This is a genomic window from Shimia sp. (assembly GCF_965227725.1).
Lineage (GTDB): Bacteria > Pseudomonadota > Alphaproteobacteria > Rhodobacterales > Rhodobacteraceae > Shimia.
This window is the reverse complement of sequence record NZ_CBDDGH010000005.1, coordinates 1,163,702-1,176,756: the sequence shown is the minus strand read 5'-3', so window position 1 is coordinate 1,176,756 and position 13,055 is coordinate 1,163,702. Positions and strand designations below refer to the sequence as shown.

General features: G+C 59.7%; 14 protein-coding genes. 9 read left to right on the top strand and 5 right to left on the bottom strand.

The window, feature by feature from the left end; all coding sequences use genetic code 11:
- Positions 1 to 76: 76 nt before the first annotated feature.
- Both ACO07T_RS16090 and ssb read right to left on the bottom strand, forming a co-directional pair.
- A complete protein-coding gene (locus ACO07T_RS16090) occupies positions 77 to 1,699 on the bottom strand; it encodes a peptidoglycan-binding domain-containing protein (protein ID WP_422050228.1) in 1,623 nt (540 codons plus the stop codon).
- A 261-nt stretch (positions 1,700 to 1,960) separates the two neighbouring features.
- Positions 1,961 to 2,482 carry a single-stranded DNA-binding protein gene (ssb, locus tag ACO07T_RS16085; protein ID WP_209063242.1) on the bottom strand — a complete coding sequence of 174 codons (522 nt, stop codon included), beginning with the start codon at positions 2,480 to 2,482 and terminating at the stop codon, positions 1,961 to 1,963.
- 216 nt (positions 2,483 to 2,698) lie between these two features.
- Between ssb and ACO07T_RS16080 the strand changes: the two genes are divergently transcribed.
- Together ACO07T_RS16080 and ACO07T_RS16075 are read left to right on the top strand one after the other, a co-directional pair.
- Positions 2,699 to 3,292 carry a lytic transglycosylase domain-containing protein gene (locus ACO07T_RS16080; RefSeq protein ID WP_422050227.1) on the top strand — a complete coding sequence of 198 codons (594 nt, stop codon included), beginning with the start codon at positions 2,699 to 2,701 and terminating at the stop codon, positions 3,290 to 3,292.
- A gap of 81 nt (positions 3,293 to 3,373) precedes the next feature.
- Complete coding sequence (locus ACO07T_RS16075; RefSeq protein ID WP_422050226.1) at positions 3,374 to 3,931, top strand: hypothetical protein; 558 nt, start codon at positions 3,374 to 3,376, stop codon at positions 3,929 to 3,931.
- A gap of 30 nt (positions 3,932 to 3,961) precedes the next feature.
- Here ACO07T_RS16075 and ACO07T_RS16070 read toward each other — a convergent pair whose 3' ends face one another.
- Together ACO07T_RS16070 and miaA are read right to left on the bottom strand one after the other, a co-directional pair.
- On the bottom strand, positions 3,962 to 4,915 hold the full coding sequence (locus ACO07T_RS16070; RefSeq protein ID WP_422050225.1) for a helix-turn-helix domain-containing protein: 954 nt from the start codon (positions 4,913 to 4,915) through the stop codon (positions 3,962 to 3,964).
- Positions 4,916 to 5,047: 132 nt separating this feature from the next.
- Positions 5,048 to 5,926: a tRNA (adenosine(37)-N6)-dimethylallyltransferase MiaA gene (gene miaA / locus ACO07T_RS16065; protein WP_422050224.1), complete on the bottom strand. Its 879-nt coding sequence runs from the start codon at positions 5,924 to 5,926 to the stop codon at positions 5,048 to 5,050.
- 117 nt (positions 5,927 to 6,043) lie between these two features.
- On the opposite strand from miaA, the gene pyrH reads away from it, so the two are divergent.
- Positions 6,044 to 6,778, top strand: coding sequence for a UMP kinase (gene pyrH, locus ACO07T_RS16060; RefSeq protein WP_247738765.1), 735 nt, complete (start codon positions 6,044 to 6,046; stop codon positions 6,776 to 6,778).
- A 74-nt stretch (positions 6,779 to 6,852) separates the two neighbouring features.
- Here pyrH and ACO07T_RS16055 read toward each other — a convergent pair whose 3' ends face one another.
- A complete protein-coding gene (locus tag ACO07T_RS16055) occupies positions 6,853 to 7,677 on the bottom strand; it encodes a formate/nitrite transporter family protein (RefSeq protein WP_422050223.1) in 825 nt (274 codons plus the stop codon).
- Between the two features lie 276 nt (positions 7,678 to 7,953).
- On the opposite strand from ACO07T_RS16055, the gene frr reads away from it, so the two are divergent.
- From frr to ACO07T_RS16025, 6 genes are all read left to right on the top strand, one after another.
- Positions 7,954 to 8,520, top strand: coding sequence for a ribosome recycling factor (frr, locus tag ACO07T_RS16050; protein ID WP_209063229.1), 567 nt, complete (start codon positions 7,954 to 7,956; stop codon positions 8,518 to 8,520).
- A 4-nt stretch (positions 8,521 to 8,524) separates the two neighbouring features.
- Positions 8,525 to 9,259: an isoprenyl transferase gene (locus tag ACO07T_RS16045; RefSeq protein WP_209079165.1), complete on the top strand. Its 735-nt coding sequence runs from the start codon at positions 8,525 to 8,527 to the stop codon at positions 9,257 to 9,259.
- Positions 9,256 to 10,038, top strand: coding sequence for a phosphatidate cytidylyltransferase (locus tag ACO07T_RS16040; protein WP_422050222.1), 783 nt, complete (start codon positions 9,256 to 9,258; stop codon positions 10,036 to 10,038). The genes ACO07T_RS16045 and ACO07T_RS16040 overlap by 4 nt, the downstream gene beginning before the upstream one ends.
- Positions 10,039 to 10,062: 24 nt before the next feature.
- Positions 10,063 to 11,232 (top strand): 1-deoxy-D-xylulose-5-phosphate reductoisomerase, encoded by a 1,170-nt coding sequence (dxr, locus tag ACO07T_RS16035; protein WP_422050221.1) that lies wholly within the window; start codon positions 10,063 to 10,065, stop codon positions 11,230 to 11,232.
- Between the two features lie 33 nt (positions 11,233 to 11,265).
- Positions 11,266 to 12,612, top strand: coding sequence for an RIP metalloprotease RseP (gene rseP, locus ACO07T_RS16030; RefSeq protein WP_422050220.1), 1,347 nt, complete (start codon positions 11,266 to 11,268; stop codon positions 12,610 to 12,612).
- Between the two features lie 133 nt (positions 12,613 to 12,745).
- Positions 12,746 to 12,877 (top strand): hypothetical protein, encoded by a 132-nt coding sequence (locus ACO07T_RS16025; RefSeq protein ID WP_422050219.1) that lies wholly within the window; start codon positions 12,746 to 12,748, stop codon positions 12,875 to 12,877.
- Positions 12,878 to 13,055 lie beyond the last annotated feature (178 nt).

Here is a 13,055-nt window from a genome sequence, read left to right as displayed (position 1 = left end):
CAATTGGCAGAAAAAAGCCCCGGCTGCGAGAGGCGGGCCGGGGCTTTGAGCGGGTTTTCAGAGGTCGGCGTTTGACTCAGTCGCCAAGCGAGATTGTTGGCAATGCGGCTGCAGGCTGCACCAGAGGCGCGGCACCGGAATCGGCCAGCACTGCGGCCTGCAGAAGCGCGGTGCGCTCGGTCTGGCCCGGAGCGAAGACCGGCTCGGCCCCATTGTTCAGAGCGTCAATCGCGGAGGTGTACCACGCCTGCGCCTGATCGGTGTTGGTGGCGACCCCAAAGCCATGTTGCAGGTGATGGGCGATTAGCTCGCCGTAAGGCTTCTGGCCGATGGCGGACATGATCAGCGCAGAGCCAAGAGCCACCTGCATGTCATCACGGCGATAGGCCGAGAAGAGGCAGATTTGCGCAGTGTCCTGCAACTGTTCCAGCGACATATTGGAGTTCAACACAAAGCTCTGCACCTCAGACAGCAGTTGGGCAGGGGCGGCGGTGGAGAGTTTGCCCACATAGGGCGCAAGCACGGGGCCGAAAGCGTCACATTGCTGATCGACCTGCGCCTGAGTGGCACCCTGCACCGATTGCATGAGCTTTTCGCCATTGGCCACCGTGTAGGTGCGCGCGAGGCAGAATTGCTCGCTCAGCACAAAATCGGGGTCGGTGATCTTGGAGACCGTGGTGAAACCGCCGTTGGAGCTGGTGAGCAGACCGACCTTGCCGCAATAGCCTGCGAGAGATTTTTCCGGCGCGGCGGGTTGCGCAGTTTGGAAGAGAGTGAGGCTCTGGGCCGCGGGCTCCTGCGCAGCGACGGGCACGGTTGCGGGGGCCGTTGCCGGGACAGTCACCGGCGCTGCGGGGGCCGGGACAACCGGCACTTCAGGTGCGGCGGCAACCTGGGGTGTGGCTGAGTCGTTCAGGCGGCAGGTGGACTGGTGACAAGAGAAGCTTGTTGGTGTCGCCACATGGCTGAGGAAGTCGTTTCGGGTGAAGCCGCTGGGGCCTGAGGCAAAGACCATCACAGTACAGTCTTTGGCCCCGCACCAATAGGCGCTGCCGGAGACAGATGTGTCCAGAATGTAGTCGGTTTTGCCGTCGCCATTGAGGTCGGCCAGCTGGATGAAGCCGGAGCGCTGCAGAAGCTGCTCGGCACTTGGATCGGAGCTTTGTGCCACCTCGTCGATGGCGTTTGAGACCTCAACCGGCATGCCGCCATAGATCGTGCCGGAGGGGCCGCCGTGAACCTCAGCATACCAGGTGGTGAGCAGGCTGCGCACGCCGTGCTGATGGGTCTGCATGGCTTTCACCACCTGCGGGCCGCCAACCTGTGCGCGGTTGTAGGAGGATACGAGGAAATCACGCTCGTAGGGCGAGAGGCGACCTGTGGCCGGAAAGCCGACGTAGCTTTGATATTGAATAATTGCGGAACGGGAGCGCGCGCCAAGCACACCATCCGGCGTGCCAGCCGGGAAGCCAAAATAGTTGAGCGCGCTCTGGGTTTCGCGGTTTTGGGCGCGGGTGGCGGAGTAATAGGCAGCGCTGGAGCGTTGTCTGGCTTTGTTCTTTTGGGCGCTCGAAACGATGGCACCACCGACAATGGCACCTGCAATGGCGGCGCCGAGATCGCTGGCCATGGCCGGCGCGGTTGACGAGGTCGCCAATAGCGCCGCTGCGGCAGTTGTTTTGATAGATTTAGAAAACACGTCTATCTCCCTGATACGTAAGTATGACTTTGCAGAGAGACCACGCGCTCGTCGGTGCTTTTGAGGGTATGCCCTCGTGGTGCACCACCCAACTCAACCATGAACTCTCTAACAGAAATGAGTGCGTACTGACATTGAGTGTCCCTTAGTTTTAAGGTTCTGGCAAGTCCGCATTTCCGGATGTGACAGGCCGTGGGGGCAACAAAAAAGGGCCGGCGGATGCCGACCCTCTCTGAATATCTGTCCGTCTGCCGCGGAGGCTTAGAACGGGATTTCGTCGTCCATGTCACGGCTTGGGGCGCCGCCGCCCTGATTGCCGCCGCCAAAGCCGCCACCGCCGCCTTGGTCATAGCCGCCGCCGTAGCCGCCGCCCTGATCGTAGCCGCCACCGCCGCCACCAAAGCCGCCGCCACCGCCGCCTTCGCCACCGGAGCGGCCGTCGAGCATGGTCAGAACGCCGTCAAAGCCCTGCAGCACAACTTCGGTGGAATAACGATCCTGACCGGATTGATCCTGCCATTTGCGGGTCTGCAGCTTGCCCTCAACATAGACTTTGGAGCCTTTGCGCAGGTATTGCTCTGCAATGCGCACCAGGCCTTCCTGGAAGATTGCAACAGAGTGCCATTCGGTGCGCTCGCGGCGCTCACCGGTGTTGCGGTCTTTCCAGGTTTCAGAGGTGGCGATGCGCAGGTTGCAGACCTTGCCGCCATTCTGGAACGAGCGCACCTCTGGGTCGCGGCCCAGGTTGCCAATGAGAATTACTTTGTTCACCGATCCGGCCATACGCCTATCACTCCCACGGATTCTATCAGTCGATTTGGATCACCATACACCACCGCAAGTCGCGAATGGGAAGCAGTTTCTTGTGGAAAAGCTGGGTTTGCGGGTCACTCCGGGCGATGGAATTTCCAGATGACGGGGCTGTGTCTGGAAAAAATTTCACGATTTGATATAGAAAAGTTCGGAATCATGGTGGAGCGGGCGCACATGCGCAGGATCATGGCACGGAGTTTGGGGGCGCTTGTGGGCGCGGTGGTGGTTGCTGGTCTGACGGTCGGCACGGCAGCGGCGCAATCTGTTTCAAGCAAGTCTCAGGCCCGGTTGTTCAAAAATCAGACACGGGTGCTGGATGGTCGGGCAGCGGAGCAATACCGCAATTCGGTGCGTCTCAAGCCCAAGCCGGTCTATACCCCCTCCAAGTGGGGGGATGGCAGCTACAACGGCAGATACCGTGGGCCTTATCTCGCCATGGCGCGGGAGGCGGCCTTGCTGCATGGGGTGCCGGTTGATCTGTTCCTGAAGCTGGTGCAGCAGGAAAGCAATTGGAACGCCAAAGCGAAATCCCACAAAGGGGCGTTGGGGTTGGCGCAGTTGATGCCCGGCACCGCGCGGGCGTTGCGGGTGGATCCGCTTGATCCTCAGCAGAACCTTGAAGGGGGCGCGCGCTATCTCAAGCAGCAGTATCTGAAGTTTGGCAGCTGGCGGTTGGCGCTGGCGGCTTATAACGCAGGCCCGCATGCGGTGGAGAAATACGGCGGCGTGCCACCATTCAAAGAGACCCGCAACTACGTGCGCAAGATTTTGGGCGGCTGAGGGAGCTGCCCGAACATTCAAACCTGCCAGGCGCGCTTTGTGATCCCAGCCAAGTTTTTCATCCTGTGAAAGGAGTGCGCTTTGCCGCATAAAACTTGGACCGCAGACCACAAAGGTCACAGCATCCGCTTGCACAATCACTGGTCTCTATTTCCTCATAAGAGCCGTGGGGAATGGATCGAGGTTGATGGCGCAATCGTGGTGTCGGGCAAAACATCTGCTTGGCTGGATTTAGGCGCGCGGTTGAACGTTCCGTTGGAGATCGAAGGCGATCGCGTGGTTTTGGAGGGGCGTCTCGGATGGGACGGCTACAAGCTGCGCGGTCAGATACTTGTGGATGGAGAGACGATTGGCGGTGATGCCAGTATGGGGGGGCTTGCACGCAGATATCTACAGAAGACGGTTGATCGCGGCTTCATGCGTCATGTCGTTCTGTCAGGGATGTTGAGCTTTGGTTTGCCCTTTGGTCTTACAATTTCAGTTGCGCAGTATCTCACGATGGATTTGGAGCCTGACCTGATGTTCCGCTCCGTAGGTATTTGGACCGTTTTCTATGGCGGGATGATGGGCATTTGTACTTACGTGATGCGATGCCGTGCCTATCGAAAGCTCTATGCAGATCTTGGCCCTAGGGCTTGATCCACAGAGGTACGGCGTTATCAGCCCTTTTCAGATCCCGCGTGCCTGTTTGCGCAGCTTTGTTGGGGCGGCGCCGAAGTGTTGCTGGCAAAACCGTGTGAAATAGGCGGCGCTGCCAAAGCCAAGGGCGCCTGAGATGCGGTTGATCGGCAGATCGCTTTCCATCAGCAGGCTGCGGGCCCGGTGTTGCACCATTTGTGAAAGCATTTCTGCGGCGGTGATGCCGGCGGACTGGCGGCAGACGCGGGTGAGATGTGTCGGCGTGATGTCGAGCTGCTCGGCATACCAGGCCATGGGGTTGCCCGAGGTGAACTCCTGCGCCAGAAGATCGCAGAATTGACGCACCAGCCGCTCGGTGGCGCGGGCGCGCGGGGGCGGGGCTTCGCGGTCGATGGCGCGCCGGAGCGCGACGGAGAGCAGCTGCGCATGGGCGTTTAAGGCGTCATTCATCAAGGGGCGCAGGTCGGCGCATTCGCGGCGCATTGCATCAAGAATGCCTGTGAATTCAACCTGTTCGGCGCTGTCGTTTAAGCGGATCAGATGCGCTTGATCGGGCAGCAGGATGCGCCCGTCGTTTGGCAGCAGCGTTGCCAGCCCTTGCACTTGCGGGCCAAGTTCGATGGAGAACAGATGTCCCGCAGGCACAAAGATCACATTATAGGCGCTGAAGCCGCGACGGCGGCCATGCAGAAGCACGCGGCCCTGTCCGCGTGTGGTCCAGAGCACCATGTGATGATCGCGTTGATGCAGTTGTTCAAGCTTCCAGCGCGCGGTCTGGCTGGCGCCCACCAAACTGGTGACGGTGATGTCGGAGACCGGCTGATCCGGTTGGCGCAAGGCAGCGCGTTTGGTGCGCGGTGCGCGTGGTTTGATTGATTTGGGCAGGGCTTTGGACGGGGCTTTGGGCGCGGCGTCTTGCGTCGGTTTGGACCCCATGCCGGGCCGCGTCATGAACGACGGGATATTGATTGTCTTCTCAGTCACCTTGGCGGGGACTTAAGCGCGGCGGAATAGATTCGGGCAAGCTTTTGGTTAACGCAGACCGATCTGTGCCAGATTCTGCCATCAGAATAGGCGCTTCAGTGGAGAACCGCTTGCACGGGCTGATGGGCAGTTTCAATCGGTTGGATTGTAGTGATGCCATTTGGACATTTTGGAGCGAAACCATGTGCGCTGGCGTTTGGCGAACTGGCGCGTGGCGATGGTGGCGCGCTCGCGGGCCTCATCCAGAGTGAGGGTGCCGCGCAGATGGGCGATGAGCTCGGGCGCGCCGATGGCCTTGGCGGAAAGCTGCGTCGGGTCAAAAGTGGCCAGGTTTGACCGGGCTTCTTCCAAAGCGCCTTCTTGCAACATCAGATCAAAGCGGCGGGCAATCCGGGAGTTGAGCCAGTCTTTGTCCACGTCAAAGACAATCGGCATTGTGTCGGAAAGAGGCAGAAGGGGCGGCGGCGTGTCGTCTTGCCACTCTGCCAGCGGGCGGCCTGTTGCAGTGAGCACTTCCCAGGCCCGCTGTACGCGCATCGGGTTTTGGGTGTCGATGCGGGCGCGGGTTTCAGAATCAAGCTCTGCCAGCAACACCTCGAATCCCTCCGAAGCGACGCGCGCATTGGCGGCAAGGCGCAAATCAGGCGGTGTGGCGGGGATATCGGCCAATCCTTGGGTGAGCGCTGTAAAATAAAGGCCGGTGCCGCCAACAATGATCGGGCGCGGGCCCTCATTCAAAAGAGGGGCGACATCGCGCAACCAATGGCCAACAGAATATTCTGCTGACCTCGGAACATGACCGTAAAGGTGGTGCGGCGCCCGTGCTTCATCCTCGACAGAGGGGCGGGCGGTTAGGATGCGCCAATTGCCAAACACTTGAATTGCATCAGCATTTACGATCACGCCGCCCTGCGTTTCGGAGATTTCCAGCGCGAGCGCGCTTTTGCCGCTGGCAGTGGGGCCTGCGATCAGGACCGGCTGATCCGGCGCGATGGATGGCAAAGATGGCATGAAGTGGCCCGGCTTTTGAGAGTTTGTGCGGAAAGCAGGCAACTCTCGCATTGAACCCGCGCCCGTTTTCCGACATTTTGCGCGCAATCCTAAAACGATGCGCAGATGGAGTGCAACATGAGCGACGCCGCCGTTCCCGCCGAGGTGACCTTTAACCGTGTGATGTTGAAGATTTCGGGGGAGGCGTTGATGGGAGATCAGGGCTTCGGCCTGCATCCGCCCACGATTGAACGCATCGCCAAGGAAGTGAAATCCGTTCATGACATGGGCGTTGAGATTTGCATGGTGATTGGCGGCGGCAACGTGTTCCGTGGCCTGTCCGGTGCGGCCCAAGGCATGGAACGCACAACTGCGGACTATATGGGCATGCTGGCCACCGTGATGAACGCGCTGGCGATGCAGAGCGCGCTGGAAGGCCTCGGGGTTTTCACCCGTGTGATCAGCGCGATCCGTATGGATGAGGTGGCAGAGCCTTATATTCGCCGCCGCGCCGTGCGCCACCTTGAGAAAAAGCGGGTCTGCATTTTTGCGGCAGGCACCGGCAACCCTTATTTCACCACCGACACGGCTGCGACGCTGCGTGCCAATGAGATGGCTTGTGAGGCGATCTTTATGGGCAAGAACGGTGTGGACGGGATCTATGACAAAGACCCGGCAGAGCATGATGATGCGGTGCGCTTTGACGCGATCAGCTATGATGACGTGCTGACCAAACGCCTGAAGGTGATGGACGCGAGTGCGATTGCCTTGGCGCGTGACAACAACCTGCCTTTGATCGTGTTCCCGCTGGATGAGCCGGGCGGGTTCCGCGGCATTCTTGGCGGCAAGGGCACCTACACGAAGGTGAGCTGAGGCTAGGCCTTTATCAGATGTTTTGGGAGCGCAGCAGGTTTCGGCCCGCTGCGCTTTTTCTTTGCCAGTTGGGGTTATTCCGCAGGCACAGGGTGCTCATCCGCGAGGTTGCGGCCGTAGGCCAGACGGTAGGCAAGTGCCACGATCCCGGCACCGCCGATGATATTGCCAAGCAGAACCGGCACCAAGTTGCCCATGAGCGCGGCAAAGCTGACCTCTGCACCCGACAGAGCGCCTGCGGGGATCAGGTACATATTGGCAATGGAGTGCTCCAGACCAATGGCCACAAAGGCAGAGACAGGCCACACGATGGACAGGATCATGCCAAGTGTGGAGCGCGCTGACACCGCGAGCCAAACCGCCAGACACACCAGCGCATTACAGAGAATGCCACGGCAGAAAGCTTCCAGCGGTGTGAGGGCAATTTTGGCCTCGGCAATGGCCGCAGCGCGGGTGCCGTGGGAGCCATCCAACAGGCCCGATCCCTGCACCAGAAGCAGCACAGCGATACAGCCAAGCCCATTGCCGACCAGCACAACCGCCCAATTGCGCAAGAGCGCTTTGGTGGTGATGCGTTTGTCCACATAGGCCATCACGATCATGGTGTTGCCGGTGAAGAGCTCTGCACCGCCGATGACCACCAGAATGAGGCCGAGGGAAAACGCAATGCCGCCCATCAGTTTGAGGGCGCCGTTGATGTCGGCAAATCCGGATGTGGTCTGGGTGAAGAAGAGCGCACCAAAGGAAATGAATGCGCCGCCAAGGATCGAGAGGGTGATGAGCGGGAGAAGCGGCATTTCTGCTTTGGTCACGCCGGACAGTCTGACCAGCCGGGTGATTTCGGCTGGTTTGTGGGCGTCCAGTCCGCCGGCGCTCATATTGGGAATCATTCTGCTCATGGGAGGTATCCTGAGATAGGGGTTTTCGAATCCTTATAAAAATAATCAGGTACTATCGCGATGAGGAAAACGACCTTTCAGAGCGGCTTTGCGCAAGTCTCATAACAGCTTGGGCAAGCGCGGCAGAAAGGGCGCGCGAGAAAGAGGCGGCAAAACGGCTGCGTTTGGCAGAGGTAGGGGAGAGGGGACTTCACCGTCCCTGTGCGGTGCTATACAAAGAATGGACAATAGCCTATGAGCGTTACCAGCAGAACATGAAAGACTGGAAGAGCAGCAATGTCTGACCAAGAATTTGAACTTGATACCGATGACCTGACGCGCCGCATGGATGGTGCAATGGGGGCTCTCAAAACCGAATTTGCCTCGCTGCGGACCGGCCGCGCCTCGGCCACGATGCTGGAGCCGGTGATGGTGGATGCCTATGGTTCCAAGACGCCGATCAACCAGGTGGGCACCGTGAACGTGCCGGAGCCACGTATGGTGACCGTGAACGTCTGGGACAAATCGTTGGTGAGCGCGGTTGAGAAGGCGATCATGAACTCCGGCCTTGGCATCAATCCGCAGACCAACGGCACCATCGTGATGCTGCCGATCCCTGAGCTGAACGAAGAGCGCCGCACCGAGTTGGCGCGTGTGGCGGCGCAATATGCCGAGCACGCCCGTGTGGCGATCCGCAACATCCGTCGTGACGGCATGGACCAGATCAAGAAAGCCAAGGGCGACGGCATGTCTGAGGACGACCAGAAGCTCTGGGAAGGCGAAGTGCAGGAGTTGACCGACAGCTACATCAAGCAGGTCGACAGCGCGCTGGAAAACAAACAGTCCGAAATCATGCAGGTATAAGCACATGGCTGAGGACCTTCCCGCGACCGCTACACGTTCCGGCCCGCGACATGTGGCCATCATTATGGATGGCAATGGCCGTTGGGCACAGGCGCGCGGGCGGCCTCGGCTGTTTGGGCACCATGCAGGCGCCAAGCGTGTCAAAGAGATTGTACGCGCTTGCTCGCCGCTGGGTGTTGAGTATCTGACGATTTTTGGGTTTTCGACGGAGAACTGGAAGCGGACACAGGCCGAAGTGGCCGGGCTCATGAGTCTGTTCCGCCAGTATATTCGCAAAGAGGCGCGCTCTCTCAAAGCAGAGGGCGTGCGGGTGCGCTTTATCGGCGACCGCCCCGGGCTGGACGTGAAACTGCAGGCCCTGATGGATGAGCTTGAAGAGCTGACCGCAGAGAACACCGGCGTCAACCTGACCATTGCGCTGAACTATGGCGGGCGGGACGAGGTCGCGCGGGCCACGCAGCGGCTGGCGCAGGATGTGGCGGCTGGCAATCTGAAGCCGGAAGATGTGAACGAAGAGACCTTGCCCAAGTATCTGGACACCTGCGTGCTTCCGGATCCGGATCTGGTGGTGCGCACCAGCGGTGAGGCGCGGATCTCCAACTTCCTGCTGTGGCAGTCGGCTTATGCAGAATATGAATTTATCGACACGCTGTGGCCGGATTTCTCCAAAGAGGAGTTCCGCAAACTGGTGGAAGCCTATTCGACCCGTGATCGCCGCTTTGGAGCCGTGAGCGCGTGAGCAGCGCCGGGAAGGACAGCGGGATCTGGGGGGATCTGCCAGCGCGGGTCGCATCTGCGCTGGTGATGCTTCTGGTTGGTGGTGTGGCCATCTGGCAGGGCGGTGTGCTGTTCCATGAACTGGTCGTCGTGATCTGTGCCGGGATGATCTGGGAGCTGACCCGGATGCTGAACGGCGGAGACGGACGCAGCGCCATCGTGGTTGCGGTGATTGCCGCCGCAGCCCTGTTGGCGACCTATGTGCTGCCGGGGCAGGCGATTGGGCCGGTGTTGGCGGCAGTTGGCTTTGTCGGTGCAGGTCAGGCCAAGAAATATCGTTTGGTTTACGGCGCTTACGCGATTGGCCTGATGTTTGCCTGCTATGGGCTGATTGTGCTGCGTGATGTGCGCGGGGCCTATTGGCTGTTGTGGCTTGTCTCTGTGGTGGTGGCGACGGATATCGCGGGTTACTTCGCAGGGCGCATGATAGGCGGGCCGAAATTCTGGCCGAAGGTGAGCCCCAAAAAGACCTGGTCCGGCACGATCGCGGGCTGGGTTGCCGCGGCCTGTGTGGGCTTGGCCTTTGGCGGCACGACCCTGATTGTCCTGAGCATTCTGACCTCCTTCGCCTCGCAGATGGGCGATGCGGCGGAGAGCGCGTTGAAACGCAAGACCGGGATCAAGGACAGCTCCAATCTGATCCCCGGACATGGCGGCCTGCTTGATCGCTTTGACGGGATGATGGGCGGCGCGCTGCTTGTGTTGTTGATGGGCGTCGTTCTCGGATTGCCTGCAACGTAAAACCGGTGACAAGAGACTGGTAAGATGAGAAAAGTTTCCATTTTTGGCGCCACCGGATCGATTGGTCAGAACACCATTGATCTGATCCGGCGCGATCCTGCGGCTTATGATGTTGTGGCGCTGACAGGCGGGCAGAACATTGCGCAGCTGGCAGAAGATGCGATTGCGCTGAAGGCCGATGTGGCGGTGACCGCCAATGAGGCGCTGCTTGGTGATCTGCGCGACGCGCTTGCAGGCAGCGGGATTGAGGCGGCGGCAGGGGCAAAGGCGATTGCAGAGGCCGCGGCACGACCAGCAGACTGGGTGATGAGCGCGATTGTCGGCGCTGCGGGACTGGCCCCGGGACTGGTGGCGTTGCAGCAGGGGGCGACCCTTGCGCTGGCCAATAAGGAATCTCTGGTCACGGCAGGCCATCTGATCATGGGCACCGCTGAGAAACACGGCGGTCGTATCCTCCCGGTGGACAGCGAACATTCTGCGGTGTTTCAGGGCCTCGTCGGTGAAGACATGGACGCGGTGGAGCGTATCATCATCACCGCCAGCGGCGGCGCGTTCCGGGATTGGACCCTGGAAGATATGGCGCGCGCCACGCCAGAGCAGGCCAGCAGCCACCCGAATTGGAACATGGGGCAGCGGATCACCGTGGACAGTGCCTCGATGTTCAACAAGGCGCTGGAGGTCATTGAGACCAAAGAATTTTTCGGCTGCGCGCATGAGCAGATCGAGGTGCTTGTGCATCCGGAATCGCTGGTGCACGCGCTGGTGGGCTTCAAGGACGGGGCGCTGATGGCCCATGTGGGGCCGCCAGACATGCGCCATGCGATTGGCTATGCGTTGCATTGGCCGGAGCGCAAGGATCTGCCGGTATCCCGACTGGATCTGGCGCAAATCGGCTCATTGCATTTCCGCGCGCCGGATCTGGAGCGCTACCCCGCGCTGCGGCTGGCGCATGAGGTGCTGGAGATCGGTGGGCATGCTGGGGCGATGTTCAATGCCGCCAAAGAGCGGGCGCTGGACGCCTTCCTAGATCACCGCATTGGCTTTTTGCAGATGGCCGAGGTGGTGGAGGAGGTGCTTGCGCAGCTTTCTCCCTCACATTGCCTCAAGAATGCCGAAATGAGCCTTGATACGGTGATGGAAACTGACCATCTCGCCCGCAAGACTGCGGATGAGATCATGCAAAAAATGGCTTAAGGCCGCCAGAAGCGCCAAAAAGAGGACGTGCATTTGGATATTTCGACGCTAATCCCGAGTTTCGGCAGCGGCGCCCTAACAGTTGTTTGGTTTGTTGTGGCCTTGTCGATCATCGTGGCGATCCACGAATACGGCCATTACATCGTTGGCCGCTGGAGCGGTATCGGCGCGGATGTGTTCAGCATCGGGTTTGGCCCTGTGCTGTGGTCGCGCGTAGACAAACGCGGCACGCAATGGCAACTCGCCGCGATCCCGCTGGGCGGATATGTGAAGTTCAAAGGTGACGCCAATGCCGCAAGCGGCAAGGATGGCGAGGCCATGGCGGAAATGAGCGACGCCGAGCGCCGGGCCACCATGCATGGCGCGCCGCTTTGGGCGCGGGCCGCCACTGTTCTGGCGGGGCCGGTGTTCAACTTCATTCTGTCGTTGATCATTTTTGCCGCTGTGATGATGTCCAACGGGCAGGTGGGCGACAAGCTAATTGTTGGTGACATGCGCGATCTGCCCAATGCTCCATATACCTTGCAGGAAGGTGATGTGGTGCGCGCCATCAATGGCGAGACGCTGCCTTCCTTTGATGAACCCGGCGCATTTGATGACTTCTGGGACCAGATGGCAAAGCAGGATCCGCTGCCCTATGTGGTGAGCCGCGCGGGGGAAGAGATTGAGGTCTCCGGGCCATATCTCTATCCGCCTTTGGTGCTTTCGCTGGCACCGCGTTCGGCGGCGTATAATGCGGGGCTTGAGGTTGGTGATGTGTTCACGGCAATCGACGGCACGCCGATTGTTGCGTTCTCCGAGCTGAAAGAGGCGGTGGAATCTGGTGAAGGGCGCACATTGTTGCTGACCGTTCAGCGGGACGGTGAAGAACAGGAATTTGCGCTGACACCCCGCCGTGTGGATGAGCCGCAGGCGGATGGCGGTTTTGTCACCAACTGGCGGATCGGGATTGGCGGCGGCCTGGCCTTTGAGCCTGCGACCGAAGCCCTGCCGTTTGGCGATGCCGTTGTGGCCGGCGCGCGTCAGACCGTGCGGATCGTGGAAGGCTCGCTGAGCGGGCTTTATCATATGGTCACCGGTGCGATCAGCAGCTGTAACCTGTCTGGCCCGGTCGGGATTGCGCAGACCTCAGCCGCGATGGCGAGCCAGGGCACCCAGAGCTTCATCTGGTTCATTGCGGTGCTGTCCACCGCGATCGGATTGCTGAACTTGTTTCCGATTCCAATGTTGGATGGCGGCCATCTTGTGTTTTACGCCTACGAGGCGGTTGCAGGGCGTCCGCCAGCTGATGGGGTGCTGCGCGTGCTGATGATGGGTGGTCTGATGATCGTGCTGGGCATGATGCTGTTTGGCCTGACAAACGACCTTTTCTGCCCCTGATCACAGGTTTTTTGATACCCGCTTTCTGGCGGGGCTGAGTTAACCATATGGGCGCGCAGATCATCTGTGCGCCCAAATTTTGCCCTATTCTAAGGTTACTATTGTTTAACGATACTGCGTTGGGATGTGGGAAATGCAAACGATTACAAGTGGATATCGCGCAATTGGCCTGTTGATTGATGTCAACTGGGAGAGATTCCTTTATCCGTCGGCGGTTGTGGTGGGCCTGTTGATCGGGGCTTACATCAGCAGCCTGATCCACTGATCGCCGGGATATGACAGGGGCAGACCACCCGGTTTGGTGTGCGCCCTTTGATCTCAATGAGTTACAAGATGATGTGGCGTCGCAGTCTGCGTGCGCCACAATTTGCTATGTTGGCTATAGGAAACAATGGCGATTTTCGTGCCATTGCAGTTTTGACAACGCCGGGTATTCCCGTTAC

Bases quoted from the DNA above. Each gene is read 5' to 3' on its own strand.
- ACO07T_RS16045 (WP_209079165.1), top strand. From the start codon at position 8,525: ATGGCTGAGGACCTTCCCGCGACCGCTACACGTTCCGGCCCGCGACAT.
- ACO07T_RS16055 (WP_422050223.1), bottom strand. From the start codon at position 7,677: ATGAGCAGAATGATTCCCAATATGAGCGCCGGCGGACTGGACGCCCAC.
- ssb (WP_209063242.1), bottom strand. From the start codon at position 2,482: ATGGCCGGATCGGTGAACAAAGTAATTCTCATTGGCAACCTGGGCCGC.
- dxr (WP_422050221.1), top strand. From the start codon at position 10,063: ATGAGAAAAGTTTCCATTTTTGGCGCCACCGGATCGATTGGTCAGAAC.
- ACO07T_RS16025 (WP_422050219.1), top strand. From the start codon at position 12,746: ATGCAAACGATTACAAGTGGATATCGCGCAATTGGCCTGTTGATTGAT.
- frr (WP_209063229.1), top strand. From the start codon at position 7,954: ATGTCTGACCAAGAATTTGAACTTGATACCGATGACCTGACGCGCCGC.
- pyrH (WP_247738765.1), top strand. From the start codon at position 6,044: ATGAGCGACGCCGCCGTTCCCGCCGAGGTGACCTTTAACCGTGTGATG.
- miaA (WP_422050224.1), bottom strand. From the start codon at position 5,926: ATGCCATCTTTGCCATCCATCGCGCCGGATCAGCCGGTCCTGATCGCA.
- ACO07T_RS16080 (WP_422050227.1), top strand. From the start codon at position 2,699: ATGGCACGGAGTTTGGGGGCGCTTGTGGGCGCGGTGGTGGTTGCTGGT.